Origin of the sequence: Nonomuraea sp. NPDC049129, assembly GCF_040648495.1 — a bacterium.
In the GTDB taxonomy this organism is placed as follows: Bacteria; Actinomycetota; Actinomycetes; order Streptosporangiales; family Streptosporangiaceae; genus Nonomuraea.
Map to the genome: position 1 here is coordinate 224611 of NZ_JBEZDU010000013.1, position 23641 is coordinate 248251.

19 protein-coding genes are annotated in these 23641 nt (G+C 69.2%); 11 read left to right on the plus strand and 8 right to left on the minus strand.

The window, feature by feature from the left end; all coding sequences use genetic code 11:
* Positions 1 to 241: 241 nt before the first annotated feature.
* Entirely contained in the window at positions 242 to 2275 is a 2034-nt protein-coding gene (locus AB0B64_RS35680) for a LuxR family transcriptional regulator (RefSeq protein WP_358182941.1), read from the plus strand.
* A gap of 250 nt (positions 2276 to 2525) precedes the next feature.
* Here the strand turns inward: AB0B64_RS35680 and AB0B64_RS35685 are convergent, their stop codons facing one another.
* Entirely contained in the window at positions 2526 to 3080 is a 555-nt protein-coding gene (locus tag AB0B64_RS35685) for an ATP-binding protein (protein ID WP_358182944.1), read from the minus strand.
* 259 nt (positions 3081 to 3339) lie between these two features.
* Between AB0B64_RS35685 and AB0B64_RS35690 the strand changes: the two genes are divergently transcribed.
* The 9 genes from AB0B64_RS35690 to AB0B64_RS35730 all read left to right on the plus strand — a co-directional run bounded on the left by AB0B64_RS35690 (position 3340) and on the right by AB0B64_RS35730 (position 15142).
* A complete protein-coding gene (locus tag AB0B64_RS35690) occupies positions 3340 to 3642 on the plus strand; it encodes a calmodulin (protein WP_357951310.1) in 303 nt (100 codons plus the stop codon).
* A 213-nt stretch (positions 3643 to 3855) separates the two neighbouring features.
* The gene (locus AB0B64_RS35695; protein ID WP_357951308.1) at positions 3856 to 4719 is read left to right on the plus strand and encodes an amidohydrolase family protein; all 864 of its coding nucleotides are present in this window, start codon (positions 3856 to 3858) and stop codon (positions 4717 to 4719) included.
* Between the two features lie 266 nt (positions 4720 to 4985).
* Positions 4986 to 6176: an FAD-binding oxidoreductase gene (locus tag AB0B64_RS35700; protein WP_358182947.1), complete on the plus strand. Its 1191-nt coding sequence runs from the start codon at positions 4986 to 4988 to the stop codon at positions 6174 to 6176.
* Positions 6173 to 9316 carry an amino acid adenylation domain-containing protein gene (locus AB0B64_RS35705; protein WP_358182950.1) on the plus strand — a complete coding sequence of 1048 codons (3144 nt, stop codon included), beginning with the start codon at positions 6173 to 6175 and terminating at the stop codon, positions 9314 to 9316. Before AB0B64_RS35700 ends, AB0B64_RS35705 begins: the two co-directional genes overlap by 4 nt.
* Before the next feature lie 2 nt (positions 9317 to 9318).
* Positions 9319 to 10302 (plus strand): aldo/keto reductase, encoded by a 984-nt coding sequence (locus tag AB0B64_RS35710; RefSeq protein WP_357951304.1) that lies wholly within the window; start codon positions 9319 to 9321, stop codon positions 10300 to 10302.
* Positions 10299 to 11021, plus strand: coding sequence for a hypothetical protein (locus tag AB0B64_RS35715; RefSeq protein WP_357951303.1), 723 nt, complete (start codon positions 10299 to 10301; stop codon positions 11019 to 11021). The genes AB0B64_RS35710 and AB0B64_RS35715 overlap by 4 nt, the downstream gene beginning before the upstream one ends.
* A gap of 12 nt (positions 11022 to 11033) precedes the next feature.
* A complete protein-coding gene (locus AB0B64_RS35720) occupies positions 11034 to 11882 on the plus strand; it encodes a family 3 encapsulin nanocompartment shell protein (protein WP_357951301.1) in 849 nt (282 codons plus the stop codon).
* Between the two features lie 226 nt (positions 11883 to 12108).
* Positions 12109 to 13734, plus strand: coding sequence for an AMP-binding protein (locus AB0B64_RS35725; RefSeq protein ID WP_358182953.1), 1626 nt, complete (start codon positions 12109 to 12111; stop codon positions 13732 to 13734).
* 1 nt (position 13735) lies between these two features.
* Entirely contained in the window at positions 13736 to 15142 is a 1407-nt protein-coding gene (locus AB0B64_RS35730) for a DHA2 family efflux MFS transporter permease subunit (protein ID WP_358182956.1), read from the plus strand.
* Between the two features lie 73 nt (positions 15143 to 15215).
* Here the strand turns inward: AB0B64_RS35730 and AB0B64_RS35735 are convergent, their stop codons facing one another.
* Together AB0B64_RS35735 and AB0B64_RS35740 are read right to left on the minus strand one after the other, a co-directional pair.
* Complete coding sequence (locus AB0B64_RS35735; protein WP_357951295.1) at positions 15216 to 16070, minus strand: carbon-nitrogen hydrolase family protein; 855 nt, start codon at positions 16068 to 16070, stop codon at positions 15216 to 15218.
* 10 nt (positions 16071 to 16080) lie between these two features.
* A complete protein-coding gene (locus tag AB0B64_RS35740) occupies positions 16081 to 16830 on the minus strand; it encodes an aldolase/citrate lyase family protein (protein ID WP_357951294.1) in 750 nt (249 codons plus the stop codon).
* 59 nt (positions 16831 to 16889) lie between these two features.
* Here AB0B64_RS35740 and AB0B64_RS35745 point away from each other — a divergent pair, with 59 nt between their 5' ends.
* Complete coding sequence (locus AB0B64_RS35745; protein ID WP_357951292.1) at positions 16890 to 17570, plus strand: GntR family transcriptional regulator; 681 nt, start codon at positions 16890 to 16892, stop codon at positions 17568 to 17570.
* A 20-nt stretch (positions 17571 to 17590) separates the two neighbouring features.
* Here AB0B64_RS35745 and AB0B64_RS35750 read toward each other — a convergent pair whose 3' ends face one another.
* Genes AB0B64_RS35750 through AB0B64_RS35770 form a run of 5 tightly spaced genes read right to left on the minus strand, consistent with a single transcriptional unit; the run spans position 17591 to position 23514 of the window.
* Positions 17591 to 19237: an ABC transporter ATP-binding protein gene (locus tag AB0B64_RS35750; protein ID WP_358182959.1), complete on the minus strand. Its 1647-nt coding sequence runs from the start codon at positions 19235 to 19237 to the stop codon at positions 17591 to 17593.
* Between the two features lie 26 nt (positions 19238 to 19263).
* A complete protein-coding gene (locus AB0B64_RS35755) occupies positions 19264 to 20061 on the minus strand; it encodes a creatininase family protein (RefSeq protein WP_358182962.1) in 798 nt (265 codons plus the stop codon).
* Between the two features lie 47 nt (positions 20062 to 20108).
* Complete coding sequence (locus AB0B64_RS35760) at positions 20109 to 20978, minus strand: ABC transporter permease (RefSeq protein ID WP_357951287.1); 870 nt, start codon at positions 20976 to 20978, stop codon at positions 20109 to 20111.
* Between the two features lie 2 nt (positions 20979 to 20980).
* A complete protein-coding gene (locus AB0B64_RS35765; protein WP_357951285.1) occupies positions 20981 to 21925 on the minus strand; it encodes an ABC transporter permease in 945 nt (314 codons plus the stop codon).
* Positions 21922 to 23514, minus strand: coding sequence for an ABC transporter substrate-binding protein (locus AB0B64_RS35770; RefSeq protein WP_358182966.1), 1593 nt, complete (start codon positions 23512 to 23514; stop codon positions 21922 to 21924). Before AB0B64_RS35770 ends, AB0B64_RS35765 begins: the two co-directional genes overlap by 4 nt.
* Positions 23515 to 23641 lie beyond the last annotated feature (127 nt).

Here is a 23641-nt window from a genome sequence, read left to right on the forward strand (position 1 = left end):
CCTCGTGCCGGCTCGGCCAAGCAGGTCACCACCGTGCTGAATCCGGGCCCTTAACTACCTAGGTTATGCCCAGACCGTTTTCCGGTGCACAACGCGATGAAGTGGACATAGCCTGGTGGTGAGTGATGGCGCGATTACAGCAGCGCCACAAGGCAGGATGGACGCGGAGGTGACCGGTTCTCCGGAACGCCGGCGGGCAGAAGGACCCGGCATCGTCGGGCGCAGGCATGAGATGTCCGCCGTGCGGCGCATGTTGGGCCAGACCCGGTTGCTGACCCTGACGGGCACCGGTGGAGTCGGCAAGACCCGGCTGGCCGTGCAGGCGGCCGAGGCCCTGCGCGGGGCGTTCGCGCATGGAGCCGAGCTGGTCGAGCTGGCCCCTCTCGAGGATGGCGATCTTCTGGAGTCGGCCGTGGCCACGGCGCTGGGCCTGCGCGAACAGGGCCCCTGCTCCATGACCACGCTGGTGGACTACCTGGCCGACAGGCGGATGCTGTTGGTGCTGGACAACTGCGAGCACCTGCTGGAGGAGTGCGCCCTCCTGGTGGACCGCATGCTGCGCGGCGCCCCCCGCCTGCGGATCCTGGCGACCAGCCGGCAGGCGCTCGGCGTCTACGGCGAGCAGGTGCTGCACGTGCCGCCGCTGACGACATCGGATCCCTGCGAGGCGGTACGCGACATCGCCCGCCACGACGCGGTCCGCCTGTTCGCCGAACGCGCGGCGCGGGCACGACCCGGGTTCACGGTCGACGCGGCCAACGCCGCGACGGTGGCCCGGCTGTCACAGCGCCTGGAGGGGATCCCCCTGGCGATCGAGCTGGCCGCGGTGCGGCTGCGCACGACGCCCGTGGAGCAGTTGCTGCGTGAGCTGGACGAGCACTTCGAGGCGCCGGTCGAAGGCGCCCGTTCCGCCCTGCCCCGGCACCGGTCGCTGCGCGCCACCCTGGACTGGAGTTTCGGGCTGTGCTCGCCGGCCGAGCAGCGGCTGTGGAGCAGGCTGTCGATGTTCGCCGGCGGCGTCGAACTGGAGGCCGCGGAGGCGATCTGTCCGGGAGCGGAGAGCGAGAAGGAGGATATCCAAAAAGAGGATATCCAAAAAGAGGATGTCGTCGATCTGATCGCCGGCTTGGTGGACAAGTCCGTACTCATCGCGACAGAGCGCGACACCGGGGTGTATTACCGCATGCTCGACAGCATCCGCTCATACGGCCGTGAGGAGTTGTCTCCGGCCGAGGTGAGGGCGCTGGGCCGGCGATACGTCGAGTATTACCGGGGTGAGGTCGAGCGGCACCGGTTGGATCGGCTCTCTCCCCACCAGCTTGTGGGGTTCAGGGCCCTGCAGCGTGAGCTGCCCAATCTGCGCGTCGCGCTCGACCTGTGCTTCGGCCGGGCGGGCGAGGCGTCCGTGGGGCTGGAGATCGCCTCGGCGCTGTGGGTCTTCTGGATCATCGCCGGCTCTCTCACCGAGGGCCGGCACTGGCTGGATCGTGGCCTGCGGCTCGTACCGGAGGCGAACTCCGCCCGGGCCCACGCCCTGTGGGTCGACAGCCTGCTCGCCCTCCATCAGGGCGACCTGAAGACGGCCCTGCCGCAGCTTGAGGAATGTCAGATCCTGGCCCGGCGGCTGGGTGACGAGTCGGCTCTCGCGTTCGCCACCCAGGTCTCGGGCATCGCCGCCTTCTCGGCAGGAGAGCCCCGGCGAGGTCTCGCGCTCCTGGAGGGGGCCCGCGCCGGGCACCTGGCCTGTGGAGACGTCGACGCCGCCGCCATCAACCGGTTCTACGCCGCCGCCTACGGCGCGGCCGAGGCCCCGGAGCTCAGCATCACCCTGGGCGACTGGTTCCTCGCGCTGTCGGACGCCCGGGGTGCCCAGTTGTCGCGCGGATACGCGCTGTTCGCCCTCGGCATGGCCGCGTGGAACCAGGGCGATTGGCGCAGGGCGGAGGCCCTGATGAGGGAGGCGGCCGAGTTGAGGAACATGCTCAACGACCGGTGGGGCCTCACGCAATGCCTGGAGGTGCTGGCCTGGACGGCCTGCGCGCAGGGCCGATACGAACGGGCGGCCACGATACTCGGCACCGCGCATCCGCTGTGGCGGGCGATGGGCGCCTCACCGACCCGGCTGTTTCCCCACGTACGGGGCCACGAGCAGTGCATGGCCCGCGCCCACGAGGAACTGGGCGGGCGGGCGTTCGCGGCGGCCTTCCGCCAAGGGGCGCGGCTGGGGCTGAAGCGGACGATCACCTACGCGATCGAGGGGGACGACGGCGAGTGACCCTCGCCTGACGCTCACCGACAAGGCGGGACGCCGGGACCGATCTCAGCGGTGACCCGATCGGCTCCGGCGTCCCTCTGTTCAGGGGGTTCCGTAATGATCGTTTATTCAGTATGGCAACCTCCGTCCTGATGGCGTCCGCAGATCTGGCCGATCATCTTTGGTGCGGATAGGACTTTTGCGGACACGGATTTGGCGCATGGACTCTCTCTCGTAACCTTTCCGGATCGTGGGCGAGTGGGCCCGGGTTTCAGCACTGGCGCGCGCCGACAGGCAGTTCGCACCAGACGACCTTTCCCCGATGGGTGCGGATGCTTCCCCAGCAACACGACAGCGTGTCGACCAGGTGCAGACCGTGCCCCCTCTCCTCGTCCGGGCGGGGCGTACGCACCTGAGGCAGCTCGGGATTCGTATCCTCGACCTCGAAGCGCAGCAACCCGTCCTCAGCGGAGAGGCTGAGATCGACGGTCCCTTTCACATATTTCAGCGCGTTGGTGACCAACTCGCTGACCAGCAGTTCGGCGACCTCACCCTGGCCGTCGAAGCCCCATTGGGACAGCAGCGCACGTGTCAGGTGGCGTGCCTTGGGCACTGAGCCGAGCTGGTGCGGGAGCCTCCATGAGGCAGCCCGCCGCGTGTCGGCAGGACAGTCGTTCTCGACCCTGGCCGCGAACCGGTGTCGCTCATGTGCACCATCCCCTTGCGACGCAGACCCCATCCCTGCTCCAAGCAGTAGGTGACGAAAGATTTCGCCTCGCGGTCGGGAACGAAGGGGGGTGGACTTGGGGGGCTGATGCTTGTACATGGCTCGCAGCCTCGATCCTCACTTTCGGCGGAATTGGTACTTTGGCGACTAGCCTTCCTCACACCCCGCGATGACGAGAGGTGAGAAATCCCCATACGACTACCTATTTCGACTACGTAGGTAGTCCCCGGGACACCTACCTACGCGACCTGACTGATCATGCTCAGCCGGTATCTTTCTGTAGTCGTACAGTTACGTTAGGTAGTTTTCGCTGATGGGCATCGGTGCAGAGGGTCCACTCCTGATCGAAAGGAAGCCGATGCGCATCCCCCTCACCGACCCCGCGAAGATCGAGCACGCCCGGCGGATCCTCAGCGGCGAGGAGCAGGAGGAGCTGCACGTCCTGGGCCGGATCATCAAGAGACCGGCCCCCTACAACCCGTACTGGAGCTTCCACTACGACCCGGACACGATCAGCTTCTTCGCGCTGGCCATCGAGGTCTGCGACGCCACGGTGACCTACACCGAAGAGCATCTCGATGAGGCGTGCGGCGCCTTCCTGCCCGGCTGCTTCTTCTGCCCCTGGACGTCCAGGCTGGTCCGCGAGGTCCCCGCCCCCTGAGAACCCAAGAGCCACTCCCCGCACCACCGAAACCTCCGCGGTCACGCCCGCGGAGGTTTCGGTGTGAACGGGCCCCTCAGCTTCGTTCGGCAGAAACTTGACCATGGTCACGGAAGCGCCTTACGTTCGAGCGGTGAATCTCACAGGGAAAGCAGCCGCCACCGGTCGTACCGGCTCCCGGTACGAGAACCCGGGAACCTCCGGACGTCCGGCATGAACGTCGACGAGCTCGTCGCGATCGACGTTCACACGCACGCCGAGGTGTCCAAGGACGGCCACGGCTCGCTGAGTCCGGAGCTGTTCGGCGCGTCGGCGGAGTACTTCAAGGGGCACGCGCGGCCGGGCATCCCCGAAATCGCCGCCTACTACCGCGAGCGGAAGATGGCCGCGGTCGTGTTCACCGTGGACGCCGAGCACGCCACAGGTCACCCGCGCATCTCCAACGAGGAGGTGGCGGCGAGCTGCGCCGAGCACGCCGATGTGCTGATCCCGTTCGGCAGCGTGGACCCGTGGAAGGGACGGGCGGGCGCCCGTGAGGCGCGCAGGCTCGTCGAGGAGTACGGCGTGCGCGGCTTCAAGTTCCACCCCAGCATCCAGGGCTTCGCGCCGAACGACCCGATGGCCTACCCCCTCTATGAGGTCATCGAGGAGCTCGGGGTGCCCGCGTTGTTCCACACCGGGCAGACCGGCATCGGCGCGCGGGTGCCGGGCGGGGGCGGGATCCGGCTGAAGTACGGCAATCCGATGCTGGTCGACGACGTCGCCGTGGACTTCCCCGAGCTGCGGATCATCCTGGCCCACCCGTCCTTCCCCTGGCAGGACGAGGCGCTCGCGGTGGCCACGCACAAGCCGTACGTCTACATCGACCTGTCCGGTTGGTCGCCGAAGTACTTCCCCCCGCAGCTCGTCCAGTACGCGAACACGCTGCTCAAGGACAAGGTGCTCTTCGGCTCCGACTACCCGGTGATCACCCCCGACCGCTGGCTGGCCGACTTCGCCAAGCTCGACATCAAGCCCGAGGTCCGTCCGATGATCCTCAAGGACAACGCCGTGGGCCTGCTCGGGCTCCGTCCATAACTCCTGATCATGGGCGTCTCTAAATCACATTAAAGACAGCCGTATACATAAAAGGGCGGCATAGTGTCTTTTTGCCCTGTTTGTCATCATTGAGACAGAGCCTGTTTCGGACAGGCCAGCTCCCCGCCCAGCATCGGTCCTAATTTTCTGACCTGCCATTTTCCGAAGACGCTTCAGGACTCCTATATTCCCGCTGGTTCCATACCAGAAGTCAGGAAGCCCAGAAAATATTGCGGGTCCGGCCCGAAATATGATCGGTTACGATCGTGAGAAATTTTCTCATCGTGGGCGGCGGGGTGGCCGGCGCGAGCGCGGGATACTTCCTCGCCGAGTTCGGCACCGTGACGCTGCTGGAGATGGAGCACGCTCCCGGCTACCACGCGACCGGGCGGTCCGCCGCGCTCTTCTCGGAGTACTTCGGCAACCCGGCCGTACGAGCGCTCACCACGGCGAGCCGATCGTTCCTCACCACGCCACCGCCCGGTTTCGCCGACGGTCCGCTGCTCACCCCGCGCGGCGTGCTGACGCTGTGTCCCGTAGGCGCGGAGGAGCAGTTCGCCGAGATGCTGGCCGACGGGCTGTCGGCCCCGACCCCGGTCCGTGAGATCGACCACGATGAGGTACACCGGCTCTGCCCGATCGTGCGGTCCGGCTGGTACAGCCGCGCCATGCTGAAACCCGGGGCGATGGACATCGACGTGGACGCGCTCCACCAGGGCTTTCTCCGCGGCATGCGGGCGCGCGGCGGCCAGGTGATCACGTCGGCGCGGGTGCGGGGGCTGTCCCGGCGGGACGGGCTCTGGCACGCGGCGACCGACGCGGGCGAGTTCGCCGCGCCGATCGTGGTCAACGCGGCCGGGGCGTGGGCCGACGAGGTGGCCAGGCTCGCCGGGGTCCGGCTCATCGGCCTGCGGCCGCTACGACGCACCGCCTTCCTCACCGACCTACCCGAAGACAACAGCCTGTCCGAAGACGCCGAGCTCCCCCAGGGCCTCAGCGCGGCCCGGTGGCCGATGGTCACCGACGTGGCGGACACCTTCTACTTCAAGCCCGAGTCGGGGCGCCTGCTCGTCTCACCCGCCGACGCGACCCCGATGCCGCCCGGTGACATCCGTCCCGACGACCTCGACGTCGCGATCGGCGTGGAGCGATTACAGCGGGCCACCACGTTGGAGATCCGCAGCGTCCGCCACGCGTGGGCCGGCCTGCGCAGCGTGGTGGCGGACGACACGCCCGTGGTCGGCGAGGCCCCGGACGCACCGGGCTTCGTCTGGCTGGCCGCGCTCGGCGGTTACGGCGTGCAGACCGCGCCCGCCGTCGGCCGGATCGCCGCCGCGGCGGCGACGCGCACCCCGCTGGACGTCGCGTACGACCACCTCTCACCGGAACGCACTCATCTGGAACGGCATGGAACGCCTACGAGTAGGGCGGCATTCCTAACGGAGAGGTGGAAATGACCGGACAGCCGACCGGCAACGACCAGGAAGGGTCCCAGGGGCAGCAATCAGCCCCTTCCGGATTATCGATCGAATCCCAGAGCTTCGCCGGCCGCGCGGTCGACTTCGGGGTGTTCCGCCCGATCTCCGCGTTGATCGAGGAGCAGACCGACCGCCATCCCGAGCGCCCTGCGGTGTCGTTCGAGGGCCGGATGCTCACCTATCGACGGCTGGACGAGCTGGTGAACGGCCTGGCGGCCACACTGACCGGGCACGGCGTGGGCAAGGGCGACGTGGTCGCGGTCCTGCTGGTCAACTCTCTGGAACTGCCCATCACATATCTGGCGCTGATGAAGCTGGGCGCGGCGTTCGTACCGCTGGACCCCTCGTGGCCGGAGGACCGGATCCGCGGCACCTTCGGGGTGCTGCCGGGCGGGCCGATCCTGTGCGCCACCGCAGACGCGCTGCCACGGGAGTTACGGCACCGCGCGGTCACCGTCGAGGTCGACCGGATCGTCCCGTCACCCCGGCGCCCGGCGGTGCCCGTGGGCCCCGATGACCTGATCTACGGCTATTTCACCTCGGGCACCACGGGCACGCCGAAGTGCGCGATGAACCGGCACGCGGGGCTGACCAACCGGTTTCGCTTCATGACGCGTTACTTCGCCGCGACGGGCGCGGACGTCGTCCTGCAGAACAGCAGGCACACCTCCGACTCCTCGCTCTGGCAGCTGTTCTGGCCGCTGACCACGGGCGGTCACACCGTGCTGCCCGTACAGGAGGAGTTCCTCAACCTGCGGCACACCATCGACCTGATCGCCGAGTACGGCATCACGACCGCGGACTTCGTCTCCAGCGTCTTCAACGCGCTGGTGGCCATCGTGGACAGCGACGAGCAGGCGCTTCGGAAGCTGTCGTCGCTGCGGCGGCTCGTCGTCGGCAGCGAGGCGGTCAATCCGCGCGCGGTGCACCGGCTGATGGCGCTGCTCCCGGGCCTCCAGGTGACCAACGGCTACGGGCCGACGGAGGCGTCCATCGGGATGGTCTTCCACCCCGTGTCCGCTGCGGATGGGGACACGATTCCGCTGGGCCGCCCGATCGACAACTGCTTTGCCGTGGTGGTCGACGACGACCTGCGCCCGGTGCCGCCCGGCACCACCGGCGAGCTGGCCATCGGCGGCGAGTGCCTCGGCGAGGGGTACTTGGGCGACGCGGCGGCCACCGCCAAGGCGTTCGTCCCCAACCCGTTTCCGGAGATCATCCCCGGCCCCCGGCTCTACCTCACCGGGGATCTCGGCCATCTGGACCACGAGGGCCGATTGTTCTTCTCCGGGCGCAAGGACTTCCAGGTCAAGATCCGGGGCGTCCGGATCGAGCTGGGCGAGATCGAGGTGGCCGCCGAGAGGTGCCCCGGGGTCCGGCAGGCGGAGGTCCTGGTGGCCGAGCAGCGGGGTACGAAGGCGCTGGCGCTGTTCGCCTCCGGCACCGGTCTCACCGAGGCCGCGCTCAGCGAGCACCTGCGCCGCACCCTGCCCAGGACCAGCATGCCCCGCTACTTCTTCCTGCTGCCGGAGATGCCGCTGAACGACAACGGCAAGGTCGACCGCGGCCGGCTCCAGGCGGTCCTCGACGGCAGGCTGGCCGAGGACACCGCCCGGCTGGCCGAGAGCGCGCCGACCACGAACCTGGCCGACCAGGTCCTGCGGGCGCTGCGCTCGGCGCTCGGCCGGCCCGGACTGACGGGCGACACGCACTTCGCGGAGGCGGGCGGCGACTCCATCCAGGCCCTGTCCGTCGTGCACATGATCACCGCGGAGTGCGGTGTGCGGGTCGACGTCAAGGATCTGTACGACCACCCGACCGCGAACGAGCTGACGCCCCTGATCGAGGCCCGGCGGCGCGACGGCGTGGCCATCGAGGACGAGTCCGTGCTCATGGCCCACGACTCGACAGTGCCGGAGGGCGAGCCCATCCGGCCCGCCGACAGGTCGGGCAGGCTGCGGACCGTGCTGGTCACCGGGGCGACCGGCTTCGTCGGCAGCCGCCTGGTCCATGAGCTGCTGGCCCATACCGATCTGCGGGTTCGCTGCCTCGCGCGGGCCGCCGACGACACCGGCGCGACCGCGCGGGTCGTCGGCGCGCTCCTGGAGCGGGGTCTGTGGGAGCCGCGGTTCGCCGACCGGCTGGAGGGGTACGCGGGCGACCTGGCGTTACCGGGCCTCGGGCTGACCGCCCGGACCTGGGAGCACCTGGCACGTACGTGTGACCTGGTGCTCCACAACGGCGCACTGGTGAACTTCCTGTTCGACTATCGCGCCCATCGTCAGGTCAACGTGCGCGGCACCATCGAGCTCGTACGGCTCGCGATGGCCTACCGGCCCGTGCCGGTGCACTACGTCTCGACGCTCGGGGCGCTCCAGGACGAGGCGCTGCGGCACGACGACCGCCTGCCGGAGGACTACGAACCGTCCCTCGCCAGGACGCCCGCCGGCGGGTACGGCCGGTCCAAGTGGATCGCCGAACGCTACCTCGCCGAGGCCCGGCGCCGGGGCGCGCTGGTCACCATCCTGCGGCTCGGCGAGGTGATGCCGAGCGCCGACAACGGATATCCGAATCCGGTGGCTTTCACCCATCTGCTGCTGTCGGCCTTCCTGCGGCTGGGCGTCATGCCCGAGGTCGCCACGCGCTCCGACTACACCCCGGTCGACTATGTGGCGGCCCGCGTGGCGGCGGCGGTGTGCGACGACGGCGCCTGGGGCCGTACGCTGCACGTCTTCCGCGCGGAGAGCGTCAGCTTCGACGACGTCCTTGCGCGCGCCGGCGCGGTCATCGCGCCGATCCCGTGCGGGGACTTCGTGACGCTGGTCCGCGAGGCGGGCCGGGCCACCGCCGATCGCGAGCTGGCCGCGCTCGCGTCCCTCCTGCCCGCTCCGGAGGGCACGAGCGAGGACAAGCTGAAGCGGGCCTTCGCCAGGCTGCTGACCGACAACCCCGCACTGTTCCGCAAGGACGAATGCCGCCGGCTGGAGCAGCGCTGGCAGCTCGACGACGGCGGCCTGGACGGCTCGATCACCGCGTACCACGCCCGGCTGGCGAGCGGGAGCGGGGACGGTCGCGCGGTGAAGGGCCGCCCGCTGATCACCACGCGACAGAGAGGCTAGGGATGCGACACCGCAAGATGGGGAACCTCGGCTGGGCGGTCAGCGAGGTCGGATACGGCATGTGGGGCATCGGCGGCGGCCCCGGCAACTTCACCGGCTGGGACTACGACCTCGCCCCACGCTGCCTCGACGAAGCCGTGGCGCTGGGCTGCGACTTCTTCGACACGGCCTGGGTGTACGGCCGGGGCGTCAGCGAGCAGATGCTCGGCGCGCTGCTGCGCCGCCATCCCGACCGGAAGCTGTACGTCGCCACGAAGATCCCCCCGAAGAACCGCGAATGGCCGCCGGGACCGGACGACACCCTCGACGACGCCTACCCCGCGGATCACATCAGGGAGTACACCCATCGCAGCCTCGACAACCTCGGGGTGGCGCGCATCGACCTGATGCAGTTCCACACCTGGGAGGACCGGTGGGCGGCCGACGAACGCTGGCAGGAGGCGATCACCGACCTCAAGCGTGAGGGGGTCATCGACGCGGTCGGCATCAGCGTCAACCGGTGGGAACCGGCCAACTGCTTCGCCGCGCTCGACACCGGCCTCATCGACGTCATCCAGGTGATCTACAACATCTTCGACCAGGCGCCCGAGGACGAGCTGTTCGACCGCGCGCTGCGCGACGGCATCGGGATCATCGCCCGCGTACCGTTCGACGAAGGCACCCTCACCGGCACGCTGAGCGCCGACAGCAGCTGGCCGGAGGAGGACTGGCGCAGCACGTACTTCTGCGCGGAGAACCTGGGGCCGAGCGTCGAGCGGGCCGAGCGTCTCAAGGCGGCCCTCCCCGAGGGCACCTCGCTGCCCGAGCTCGCCCTGCGGTTCATCCTCAATCACCCGGCGGTCAGCACAGTGATCCCGGGCATGCGGAAACCCGCCCACGTACGGGCGAACTTCTCGGTCAGCGACGGCCGGCCGCTCGACGACGCGCTGCTCCAGGAGCTCCGCCGGCACCGCTGGGACCGCGTCCCGGCTTGGTGGTCCGGGTGAACCCGCTGATCGTCATGTGGGCGCACTCCCGCTCGGCCTCGACGGCGTTCCTGCGCATGATGATCGAGCGCGGCGACGTGACCGTTCTGCACGAGCCGTTCCTCGCCCTGACCGAGGAGGGCGCGGTGCCGCTCCCGTCCCTGCACGGCGGCCGGGCGGTGGCGCGCTCGGAGAAGGAGCTCCTCATCGGCCTCAGGGAGCTGGCTCGCGTGCGGCCGGTGTTCGTCAAGGAGGTGCTCGACTACGACTACGGCTACCTCTTCGACCACCCCGAGGAGCTCGCCGGGATCGTCCACACCTTCATCGTCCGCGATCCCAAGCCGACCATCAGCTCGCACTACGCGATCAAACCGGCCGTGACCTGCGCGGAGATCGGCTACGAGCGGTTGTACCGGCTGTTCGAGCTGGCCTGGTCGGCGACCGGGCGCAGGCCGCTCGTCATCCGCACGGAGCGGCTGGTCGCGGAGCCGGCGAAGGTGGCCGAGGTCTTCTGCGCGTACGCCGGTCTGCCGTTCCTCGCGCACGCGCTCACCTGGGACTCCGGAGACCGGCCCGAGTGGCAGCGGACCCGACGGTGGCATCTCGACGCGATCGGCAGCGCCGGCTTCGAGGACCGCCGCAACACCTACCCGGACACCGTCGACAACCACTCCGCGCTGAAGGCCTTCTACGACCACCATCTGCCCTTCTACCAGCGGCTCATCCAGCACGACTTCTGACCGGGAGGCCCCATGTCAACGGACACCGCCCCAGCCCCCACCGCCGTGAAGCAATCTCCGGGCCAGGCGTTCGCGCGGGCGTTCGCGGCCGACCCCGGCCGCGCCGAGGTGACCTTCGACTACACCATCACCGAGGCACACGAGCCGACCAAGGACAGACCACGGCTGACCGTACGGAACCTGCTCAAGGTCCGCCCCACCGACGACATCGCCCGGTTTTGGACGGAGTCCCGGCCCACCCCGGAAGAGCAGAAGGCGGTACGCGGCTCCGACGTCCGCCGGGAGGCGGCCTTCAGGTTCGGCATGGGCGAGGCGGGGGTGCACCCGATCCGGGCGTGGGTGCAGATCCCCGATGGGCTGGCCGACGACCCGGACGCGCTGGCCACCTTCCTCGACTACCGATTACTGGTACGGCTCGCCACCGCCGAGAACCTCGCCCTGACCAACGCCCTGCTCGACCACCCGGAGATCGCCCGGCTCCCCTACGACACCGACTACGTCACCGGGGTCCTGACGGCCTGCGACGAGGTCGAGCAGTCGGGCGCCACCCCGCACGCGATGATCATCAACCCGAACGACTACTACCACCGGCTCGTCGGCCGCAACGGCCTGCTGGCCGACCTGGCGGCGGGCAACGGCATGAAGATCAGCCGCAACCGGTGGATCAGCCCGGGGTCCGCCCTCGTGGGCGACATCTCGGTGGCGGCCAGGCTGCTGGACGCCCGTCACTCGGTCATCCGGGTGGCCGAACCGCCGCCGGGCACGTTCGCCCGGCCCGGGGTGGCTGTGTGCGCGGAGGTGTACGAGGGGGTGGCGGTCCATCTGCCGGCCCTGTTCTACCTCGTCACCCCCGCCTCGTGACCATGGCCCCCTTCGTCGCACGACCGTCTCGGTTCCTGTGACGGTCCGTGGTGGCTGGGGTCCCTGGAGAGGGACACCCCCTCCGGGGAGCAAAAGGGTGGCCTCCTCCGAGGGAATGGAGGATAAAACCCGTAGGCGATGAATTGCGGTAAATGCCGTACGTTGAATTTCGTGCAGATCAGCAGACGAGGGCGTCCGCGGGGCGCCTGATGGAAGGCGGGCGAGCGTGACGGACACACATGAGGAATATCGGCGCAACGGCTGGTGGCGAAGCACGACTTTCCTGGACGACCTTCACCATCATGTGACGGAATTTCCCGACAAGCCGGCCCTCATCAGTCGGCGCGTCGCCGATGGCCAAACCGACGTCGTCAGCTACGCCGAGCTCGACCGGCTGACCGACCGGATCGCCCACGGCCTGATCCGGCTGGGCGTACAGCCCGGGGATTATGTCGCGATCCAATTACCCAATCGCCGGGAGATGCTGCCCCTGACGCTGGCCTGCATCAAAGTCGGCGCGCGTATCGCGCCGCAGTTCCCCATCTACCGGCATCGCGAGCTCGACTTCATGATCCGGCTGACCGAGGCGCGCGTCTTCATCACCGTGAACCGCCTCGGTGACCTGCCGACCGCCGAGACCGCGATGACGCTCGCGGGCGAGATCCCGGCCCTGGAGCACGTCGTCGTGCTCGGCGGCGACGGCCCGGCCGGGTCCATCGGATTCGAGGAGCACCTCCTCGACCCCGAACCCGGTGACCCCGCGGACCTGGCCGGGCGCGCGCTGGGTCCGGACGATCCCTTCCTCATCCTGTTCACCTCGGGGACGACCGGAGAGCCCAAAGGCGCGCTGCACAGCCAGAACACCCTGCATGCCGCCATCCGCGGCTACGGGGACGCGTACGGCCTGGACGACAGCCTGGTCATCATGACGGCGCAGACCTCCATGCACTATGTGGGCCTGGTGATGACGTACCTGCAGGCGTTGATGCTGGGCGGCACCGCGGTCACGGCCGACATCTGGAACCCCGGCGTCTACCTCGACCTCATGGCAGAGCACGGCGTCACGATGTATTACGGCACGCCGCCCTTCGCCCGGGAGATCAGCGAGGAGCAGAAGGCCAACCCGCGGAAGATCCCCACTCTGCGGATCTTCGTGTCCGGCTCGGCGCCCGTCCCGCCGCACCTGGTGGAGCAGGTGAGCGAGATCCTCGGAGTACGGGTGTACGCGCTGTGGGGCATGACCGAGAACGGCGGCGTCACCATGACCCGGCCCGAAGACCCGCCGGAGCGGGCGGGCGAGAGTGACGGCACCGTCGTCACCGGCATGCAGGTGCGCATCGTCGACGAGGAGAACCAGCCGGTCCCGGCCGGCGAGATCGGCGCGCTGCAGGTACGCGGCGCGGCCCAATGCCTCGGCTACTACCGGCGCGAGGAGATCTACGCCAAGTCGCTCACGCCGGACGGCTGGTTCGACACCGGCGACCTGGCCCGCGACGACGGGTACGGCGGCGTGCGCATCTCCGGCCGGACCAAGGACGTCATCATCGCCAACATGTGCCTCAAGCTGCCGGTGAGCGACATCGAGGCGCTGCTGGGCAGGCACCCCGCCGTCCGCGACATCGCGCTCATCGGCATTCCGGATCCGAAGCTGATCGAGCTGGTGTGCGCCGTCGTGACACCGTCCGGCGAACCGCCCACGCTGGAGGATCTGCGGACGTACCTCAAGGACGCCGGCGTGAACAGCTGGTTCTGGCCCGAACGCCTCGAAGTCGTCGAGGCCATGCCACGGACCGTAACGGGCAAGATCCGAAAGGTCGAGCTCCGCGAGCAGTACGGCGCGGCGTCCAGCTGAGGTGCGCGGATCCCGGGCGCTCCCCCTGGCGGTGCTGTGCGGGAGCGCCTTTCTCGGTGCGATCGACGTACAGCTGGCCAACATCGCCTTCCCCGACATGCTCCGCAGCTTTCCGAGCAGCGGGCTGCCCGAACTCTCGTGGGTGTTCAACGGCTACGCGATCACGTTCACGGCGGCGCTGCTGCCGGCGGGCGGTCTGGCGGACCGGTTCGGCTATCGGCGGGTGTTCCTCGCCGGGCTGACGGTGTTCGTGGTCGGCGCCGCCCTGTGCGCGGTCGCCCCCTCGGCGGGCATCCTGATCGCGGCCAGGGTGGTGCAGGGCGTGGGCGGTGGCGTGATCACCCCGCTGACGCTCGCGCTGATCCTGCCGTACTATCCGCCGGAACGGCGCGGCACGGCGATCGGTCTGTGGAGCGCGACGCAGTCGGTGGCGACCGCCTCCGGGCCGTCGCTCGGCGGTCTGCTGGTCGCCGTCTGGGACTGGCGTACGGTGTTCTTCCTCCACCTGCCGGTCGGGCTCGTCGTGCTGTTCGGCACGTGGCGGACCCTGGCACGGACGCCGCCGTCCACCCCGTCACGGATGCCGGACCTCATCGGTCTGTTCCTGCTGGTGGCGGCCATCGGCCTGCCCTCGCTGGCCATCGTGCAGAGTGACGCGTGGGGGCCGGGCAGTCCGGGTACGATCCTCGCCCTCGTCGCCGGTGTCCTCGTCGGCGTGCTCTTCGTCCGGCGGTCGCGCTCCCACCCCGCTCCCATCGTGGACCTGAAGATCCTTCGGGCACGGGGCACCCAGCGGGCCAACCTCGCGATGTTCCTCCTCGGGCTGGTGATGTTCGCCCTTCCGCTGGCCAACATCCTGTTCCTCACCAAGATCTGGGGATATTCGGAGGCTCAGGCGGGGCTCGCCGTCACTCCCGGCGCGGTCGTACAGGTGCTCACCGCACCGCTCGCCGGGCGACTGGCGGCCAAGACCGGGCACCGCAGGCTGGCGTTGGGCGGGGTGGTGCTGCTCTCGCTCGCCACCGGCTACCTTGCGGTCGCGGCCGGGGGCGGTCAGGCGTACCTCGCGGTGGTCCTGCCCGCGGTCGTCGCCACCGGGATGGGCGTCGCCGTGCTGGTCAACGCGCTCAGCGGTGCCGCCGTCGCCGAGATTCCGCCCGCCCGGCTGGCCACCGGCACCGCCATGTCCGTCACCTCGCGCGCCTGTGGGGCGGTCATCGGCGTCTCCGCGCTCGTACTGGTGCTGTCGGGGGATCGCCTCGGCTCGACCGCCGCGTACCACGGTGTCTGGGCGACCATGCTCGGGCTCTGCGCCCTCATCGCCGTCGCCGCCTCGGGGCTGCGCAGCCCCGAGGCACCCGCCACGGCGGACGCCGGTCGGCGCGAACCCGGCTCGAAGACGCCGTGACGGACGCCGTCCCTCAGGCGGGCGGCGTCCCTCAGGCGCTGTCCCTCAGGTGCTGGTCCTCAGGTGCCGGTCCTCAGGCGGGGACGACCTCGAAGCGGCGGTTGGTGAGGCTGGGGTTCTTGGCGCGTACGGTCTTCACCCGCTCCGCGCCGATGACCGCGGACGCCACTCCCGGAGCCTCGCCCGCCGAGGCCGCTATCTGGCCCATCGGGTCCACGACGGCGCTGTGGCCGGTGCAGGTCGGGCCGGTCTGCCCGCAGGCGATGACGTAGGCGGTGTTCTCGATCGCGCGGGCGCGGGCCAGCGTGATCCAGTGGTCCTCCTTGGCGGGCCCGGCGACCCACGCGGCGGGTACGACGAGCGCCTCGGCCCCGGCGTCGACCAGGAACCGGGCCATCTCGGGGAAGCGGAGGTCGTAGCAGGTCATGACGCCGAAGGTCAGGTCGCCCAGGGTGAAGATCAGCGGCTCGGGCTTGTGCGCCTGGACCCGGTCGGACTCGCGGTAGCCGAAGGCGTCGTAGAGGTGGACCTTGCGGTAGACGCCCACGAGGTCACCACCGGAGTCCACGGCGATCACGGTGTTACTGGGCTTACCGAACCCTCCAGCCGACGCCTCGGTCGCGCCAGGCCCTCCGGTCTGCCCCTCAGCCATGCCGGACCCTCCCGCCGGTGCCTCGGTCATGCCGGCGACGACGGCGATGCCGTGCTTCTTGGCCAGCGCGCGGATCGTGGTCGCGAAGGGGCCGTCAAGGGGTTCGGTCTCCGAGACGATGTCGGCTGTGACGTCCGAGTTGGAGTACATGGCGTTCTCCGGCAGGACGATGAGCTGGGAGCCCTGGGCCGCCGCCTGCTCGATCAGTGCGGTGGCCGCTTCCAGGTTGGCGGACTTGTCGGTGGTGGCGCCGAACTGGCCGACGGTGACGAGCATGCTGTGTCTCCTAACGATTGCGGGTGAGTTCGCGGGTCTGGTCGAGAGCGGCCCGGAAACCGGCCATGATGGCGCCGTGCTCCATGGTCAGGACGAGTTGGTCGGCGCCGTTCGCCAGCGCGAACGCCTTCTCCTCCGCCGACCACGCGGGCAGCACCCAGGGCTTGCCGGCGGCGCGGGCCGCGTCCGCCACGATCTTGAGGTCGGCGAAGTCGCCTTCCGACCGGCTGTAGGCGCCGCGCTCCCGGCGCAGGGACAGGTCACTGGGGCCGACGAAGACGCCGTCGACCGTGGGGAGCGCGAGGATGTCGGCGATCTGCTCCAGCGCACCGGCGTCCTCGATCATGGGGTAGACGCGGGTCTCGCGGTCCTGCCGGGCGGTCCACTCGTCGTCGAAGCCGCCATAGCGCGTCGTACGGCCGCCCGCGAAACTCCGGTCACCCAGCGGCGGGAACTTCCCGAACGCGCAGATGGCGGCCGCGTGCGCGACGCCCTCGATGTGGGGCACGACGACGGCGGTGGCGCCGAAGTCGAGGGCCTGCTGGATCGGGCCCCGCTCCGGCCCCAGGACCTTGGCCAGCACCTCCAGATCGAGAGCGCGCAGGAACGGGATATAGCGTTCCAGATCGGCCAGATCGAACGAGCCGTGTTCGATGTCGAGGACCACCGCCCCGTAACCCAGGTCCGCCACGATCTCGGCCGCGGCGAAGCTCGGACCGGACAGCCAGGCGGCGTATCTCCGGTCTTGCTGGTCCTGCAATGGATACTCCTAACAGAAACTGGTATACGCTGTGTATACACATGAACATGGGGGGTGGCATGGATTGGGAACCGGACAGGGTCCCGGCGACGACGGCCGGTGAGCGTGCTTACCGGTGGACGAGGGAGGCGATCCTCGGCGGCCGGTTTCCTGAGGGTTCCTTCCTGGAGGAGAAGCTGGTCTGCGACGAGGCCGGCGTGTCGCGGACTCCCGTCCGGGAGGCGTTCCACCGTCTGGCGGCCGAGAAGTACATCGACCTGCAGCCCAGGCGCGGCGCCCAGGTGCGGAGCGTCACGGCCGGCGAGCTGTTCGAGACCTACGAGATGCGGCAGGTGCTCGAGATCCACGGTTTCCGGATCCTGTGCGAGACGAAGACCGACATCCCGGCGGGCCTGTCCGCGCACCTGGACCTGATGGAGGAGCCCTCGACGCTGGCGCGGTGCCGGGCCGGCGACCGCGACGCGATCGCCGAGCACGCGAAGATGGATTTCTTCTTCCACTATTCGTTTGTGAAGGCGACGGGCAACACCGTCCTGACCGACCTGTTCACCAGCCTCCAGCCGCGCCACCAGCGGATCGGGGTCAGCGCGATCTCGCTGCGGCCCAACCGGCTGGCGGTCATCGGCCCGGAGCACCGCGCCCTGCTCGCGGCGCTGACCGAGCACGACTTCGAGGCCGCCGAACGTACGCTGCGCAACCATCTGCGCCCCGACGAGTCGGTGGTCTCCCGCCTGAAGTGAACACCCGATAGACAGCTCGATCACTTCGCCATGGCCCGCCACAGCTCGCGGCGCTCGGCCTGCTCGGCGGGATCGGGCACCGGCGCCGCCGCGACGAGCCGCTTGGTGTAGTCGGTCCGCGGCTGGTTCAGCACCTCACGAGCCGGGCCGTGCTCGACCAGCCGCCCGTGCTGCAGGACGGCGACGTCGTGCGCGAGCAGTTCGACGACGCCGAGATCGTGGCTGATGAACAGGCAGGAGAAGCCGAGCCGGTCCTGCAACTCCTGGAACAACCGCAGGACGGTGGCCTGCACCGACACGTCGAGCGCCGAGGTGGGCTCGTCGGCGATGAGCAACTCGGGCTCCAGCGCCAGCGCGCGGGCGATCCCGACGCGCTGCCGCTGACCGCCCGACAGCTCGTGCGGAAACCGGTCGGCCCAGCTCTTGGGCAGCTCCACCTGTTCCAGCAGGTCCAGCACCCGCTCGCGTACGGCGGCGCGACCGGCGTACCGATTGATGATCATCGGTGCCGCGATCGAGTCGCCGATCGACCGGCGCGGGTCGAGCGAGGAGCCCGGATCCTGGAAGACCATCGAGTACGTCCGGCGGAAGTCGCGCAGTTGCCCGGCCTTGAGCCCCGTCACCTCGCGCCCGCAGATCTCGATCGCGCCCGCCGAGGCCCGCGCCAGCCCGACGATCGCCCGGCCGATCGTGGACTTGCCCGAGCCGGACTCCCCCACGAGACCGAGGACCTTCCCCTTCTCGATGGCGAAGCTGACGCCGTGTACCGCTTTGAAGCCTTTGCGACCGAGCCGGCCCGGGTACTCGACCTCGAGATCGGTGACCCGCAGCGTCATGCCATCAGCGGGCTCGGCCGTGGCGCGGGCCGGTTCCGCCTGCCCGCGCCGGGGCACCGCGGCCAGCAGCTTGCGGGTGTACTCGTGGCGGGGGTCGGCGAACAGCCGGGCGACCGGCGCCTCCTCCACGACCTCGCCCTGCTTCATCACCACGACCCGGTCGGCCAGGTCGGCGACCACTCCCATGTCGTGGGTGATGACGATGACCGCCGAGCCGAGGTCCTTCTGCAGGCGGCGCAGGAGCTCCAGGATCTCCGCCTGCACGGTGACGTCGAGGGCGGTGGTCGGCTCGTCGGCGATGATGACCTCCGGCGAGCCGGAGATCGCCATGGCGATCATCGCGCGCTGCCGCTGACCGCCGGACAGCTGGTGCGGGTAGCTGTCGATCCGCGACTCCGGCTCCGGGATGCCGACCTTGCGCAGCAGTTCCAGGGTCCGCGAGCGGGCCTCGGCGACGGGCAGGCGCTCGTGGCACTGGATCGCCTCGATGATCTGCTCGCCGATGGTGTAGACGGGGTTCAGCGCGGTCATCGGCTCCTGGAAGATCATCGCGATCCGCTTGCCCCGGATGGCGCGCAGCGGCTCCTCGCCGAGGCCGATCAGCTCGGTGTCGCCGAACCGGATGCTCCCGCGGCGCCGCGCGTTCGGCGCCAGCAGCCCGAGCACCGACATCGAGCTGACGGACTTGCCCGAGCCGGACTCCCCGACCAGCGCCACCACCTCGCCCTTGGCGACCGAGAAGCTGACGTCTTTCACCGCCGTGGTCCACTCGCCCGCGATCTGGAAATCCACCGAGAGCTGCTCGACCGAGAGGATCGTGTCGGTTGTCATGTGTCTCCCCAAATGCTCATGCAGGGCTACTCGGCTTTGGTGTTGCGGTCGTACTCCTGGATGTAGGCGGAGCAGAAACCGATGACCCGCTCGATCCAGATCTCGCCGATCTTGGCGTCGCCGAGGCTCACGTCGCCGGTGCAGCCGGTCTCGCTCACCTCGGAGAAGTCCCAGAAGACGGTCCCGCGTACGGTCTGGCCGGGGATCGCCGTCTCGAGGTAGCTCGTCGGCGTCCAGCCGCTGCCGGACGCCAGGCCGCCCGGGACGGCCAGCTCACTGCGCACCTGCTCGGGGAACATCGCGAGCATCGCGGAGTGCTCGGGCTCGGCGCCGTGTCCGTACGCGGTGGTGGGGTCCTCGTACACGTCGCGCATGAGCGCGTAGCCGAGCTGCCACGGGTACAGGTGCCCGATCAGCACGCCGAGGTCGCGGCGCGCGTCGAGGGCGGCGCCGGTGACGGGCCCGACGTTGCCGCCGTTGTTGTCGACGATGATGATGCGCCGGAATCCGGACTGGACCAGCGCCTCGATGATCTCGTACGTGACGTTGCGCAGGGTCGCCTGGCTCAAGGAGAGGTTGCCGGCGTAGCCGCGGAAGGTGCCGGAGTGCCCGTAGTGGAGGGCCGGGGCGACATAGCATCCGTTCTCCGCCGCCAGCTTGTCGGCGACCCATTCGGCCACGATGGAGTCCTCGTGGATGGGCAGGTGCGGGCCGTGCTGCTCGACGGCGCCGATCGGCAGCAGGATGATCGGGTCCCGTTCCGCCAGCTCCTTGACCTGGGTCCAGGAGAGCTCACCGAGCCTGTGGGTGGAAGGGAGGGTCATGTGGTGGTTCCTTTCAGTTGGTGCCAGGACTCGGTGGGTGCCACGTCTCAGCTGGTGCCTCGGCGGCGCGGGTCGAGCAGGTCGCGCAGGCCGTCCCCGAACACGTTGAGGGCGAGGACGACGAGGATGATGAGCACGGACGGGTAGATCAGCAGCGTCGGCTGGACCTCCAGGAAGTCGCGTCCCGAGCCGACCATCGTGCCCAGCGAGGGCAGCGGTGGCTGCGCGCCGAGGCCGAGGAAGCTCAGTCCGGCCTCCATCTGGATGGCGAAGCTGACCGACAGGCTGAGCTGGACGATGATGGGCGCGGCCACGTTCGGCAGGATCGTGCCGGCCAGGATGCCGGCCGGTTTCGCGCCCATGATCTTCGAGGCTTCGACGTACTCCAGGTTCCTGATGGACAGCACCTGGGTGTACACGATCCTGGTGAATCTCGGGATGTACAGGACGCCGATCACCAGGACGACGTTCACCAGGGCCGGCCCCAGGATCGCCACCACCGCGATGGCCAGCACGATCGGGGGGAAGCTCAGCAGGACGTCGATGCCGCGCATGATGATCGTCGAGACCCAGCGGCCGACGTACCCGGCCACCAGTCCGAGCGCGACGCCGATGACCGCCGCCACCAGGACCGCCGACAGCGCCACCCCGAGGGAGACCCGCAGCCCGATGAGCAGGCGGGACAGCACGTCGCGGCCGAAGTCGTCGATGCCCAGCGCCGCGCCGGAGGTCAGCGGCTTGCCGACGATGTCGCGGTAGTCGTACGGGGCGAGGAACGGGGCGAACACCGCGACCAGCGCGACCAGCAGCAGGAAGGCGCCCGCGACGGACGTCCTGCGGTTGGCCAGCAGCCGCCGCAGGAAGGTCTTCCTGTCGGCGCTCGTGATCGCCGGTGCGCCTGACAGCACAGTGGCCATGATCAGTTGTCCTCCGCCCGGGGGTCGAGTGCCCTGACGACCAGGTCTCCGACCAGGTTGACCAGGATGACGATGGTGGCCGCGGCGAGGACTACGGCCTGGATGACGGGGTAGTCGCGCTGCCCCACGGCGTTCATGAGCAGGGAGCTCATCCCCGGCCAGCCGAAGATGGTCTCCACCAGGACCGTGCTGCCGATCAGCGTCGTCAGCTCCACCGTCGTCACGGAGACCACGGACAGCATCGCCGTACGCAGGGCGTGCCGGTTGATGACGCGTTTCTCCACCAGCCCCTTGGCGCGGGCCGTACGGACATAGTCGGCGTTGAGGGTCTCCAGCATGGACGCCCTGGTCATCCGGGTGACCACGGCGCACGAGGCCGCCGTCAGCGTGACCACCGGCAGGATGAGGATGTGCAGGTGCGTGAGGGGATCTTCGAACGGTGAGGCGAAGCGCGCCGGCGGCAGGATCGGGATGAGGATGGCGAACACCAGCAGCAGCAGTGTGCCGACCACGAAGACGGGCAGGGAGATCCCGAAGATGGACCCGGCGACCAGCACGTGGTCCGACGGCTTGTCGGCGCGGGTGGCGGCCATCCGGCCTAGGACGATGCCGACCACCAGCGAGACGGCCAGCGCGATCAGGACCAGTTCCAGCGAGTTGCCGATGCGGGAGGGCAGGTCCTGCATCACCGGGCGCCCGCTGATCAGCGAGGTGCCGAGATCGCCCTGGAACAGCCGCGCCCAGAAGCCGATGAACTGCCCGAAGAAGGGTTCGTCGAGGTGCATCGCCAGCCGCGTCTGGGCGATCTGCTGCTCGGTGGCCGCCTCGCCCAGCACCGCCTTGGCGGGATCGCCCGGGATGAGGCGTACCAAGAAGAAGACGATGGTGCCGACGAGGAGCAACTGCAGGATCGCCTGCGCGAACCGCTTGGCCAGGAATCGCCTCACGCCGTCTTCTCCATCCAGGTCCGGCGCAGGGCCGTGGCGGTCCAGGCGCCCTTCGGCGGGTGCTCGTATCCCTTGACGTAGGTGTAGTGAGCCTCGCCCTGCTCGCGGCGGACGGTGTAGGTCATCGGAACCAGCTCCAGCGCCCGCTTCTCGATGTCGAGGTAGATCTCGTCGCGCAGGCTCTGCTCCGAGGTCTTGCGCCCCTGGGCGAGCAGCTCGTCGATCTTGTCGTCCGCGAAGTCGAGGTACTTGGCGAAGGTGCCCGTACTGCCGATGAAGTCGCCCAGCGACGCGGGGTCGCCGAACTTCGGCGCCGTCCCCCAGGAGTGGACGGGGAAGACCTTGTCGGTCACGCTGGCCCGGAAGGTCAGCCATTCCTGCTGCGTGAGGTTCACGTTCAGGCCGGCCGCGCGCAGGCCCGGCAGCATCGCCTGGGCGGGCCGGGCGATGACCGAGTAGGAGCTGGTGGTGACCACCGGCAGGGTCAAACCCTCTTGCCCGGCCTGTTTCAGCAGGAACCTCGCCTGTTCAGGGTCGTACGGCATGGTCCCGTCGAGCCCACGCGCGTACGGAGCGAACGTCTCTGACATCAGCGCGCCGTCCATCGGCCTGCCGTGCCCGAGCAGCGCGGTGTCCAGAACCGACTGCCGGTTGATCGACATGGCGATCGCCTTGCGGACCCGCACGTCGTCGAAGGGCCGCTTGCTGGTCACGAACCCGACGAAGCCGAAGCCGAAGGTCTTGTCCGAGGCGAACCGCAGCCGGGGGTTCTCGGAGATGACGCCGACGTGGGTGGCCGGGACATAGTCGATCATGTCCACGGTCGCCGTGCGCAGGGCCATCACGCGGGCGTAGTCGTCGCTCATCGGCTGGAAGACGATGCCGTTGAGGTACGGCAGGCCGGACTCGAAGTAGTGCTCGAACCGGACGAAAGTGGTGCTCACTCCGGGTATGCGCTCCACGAACCGGAACGGGCCGGTGCCCATGACCTGCGTCTTGGTGTTCGCCCCCGCCTCGATCCACTTCTTGGAGACGATGTTGGTGGTGGGCGCGGCCAGCGCGAACGGGAAGGCCACGTCGGGCCGCTTCAGGGTGAAGGTCACGGTCGTGGCGTCGGGCGCCTCGACGGAGGTGACCTGCGTGAGCAGCGGGCCCGACGCCGCCGCGGTCTCCTTGTCCATCATGCGGCGGAAGGAGAAGACCACGTCCTCGGCCGTCATCGGGGAGCCGTCGTGGAAGGTGACCCCTGAGCGGAGCTTGACCTTGTAGGTCAGCTCGTCCGCCCAGCCGAACTCGGTCGCGAGGTCCCCGACGATCTCTCCGGCGCCGTTGTACTGCACCAGCCCGTTGTAGGCGAGTTGCCGCAGGTAGTCGGAGGCGCTGCCGGTGCTGAGATGCGGGTCGAGGTTGGCCGGGTCCGTGGAGAGACCGAAGTACAGGATTCCGCCCCGGCTCGGGCCACCGTTACCGGCGCGGACCACCTGCATGGATTCGGGCAAGGTCGTGGGATTGCCGCAGGCCGCCAGGGTGGTGGTACCCAGCGCGGCGGCACTGCCTGCGAGAAAGGTCCGCCTGCTGATTACTGCCATGACATCTCCACCTCGTCGGCGCTTGGAGGATGCATCAGGTATGGCCCAGGTATACATGGCGTTTACCTCAAGGGTCAACGGGTTGCGGGCTAGCCGAATGTGCGGTAGGAGCTGGGCGAAAACCGAT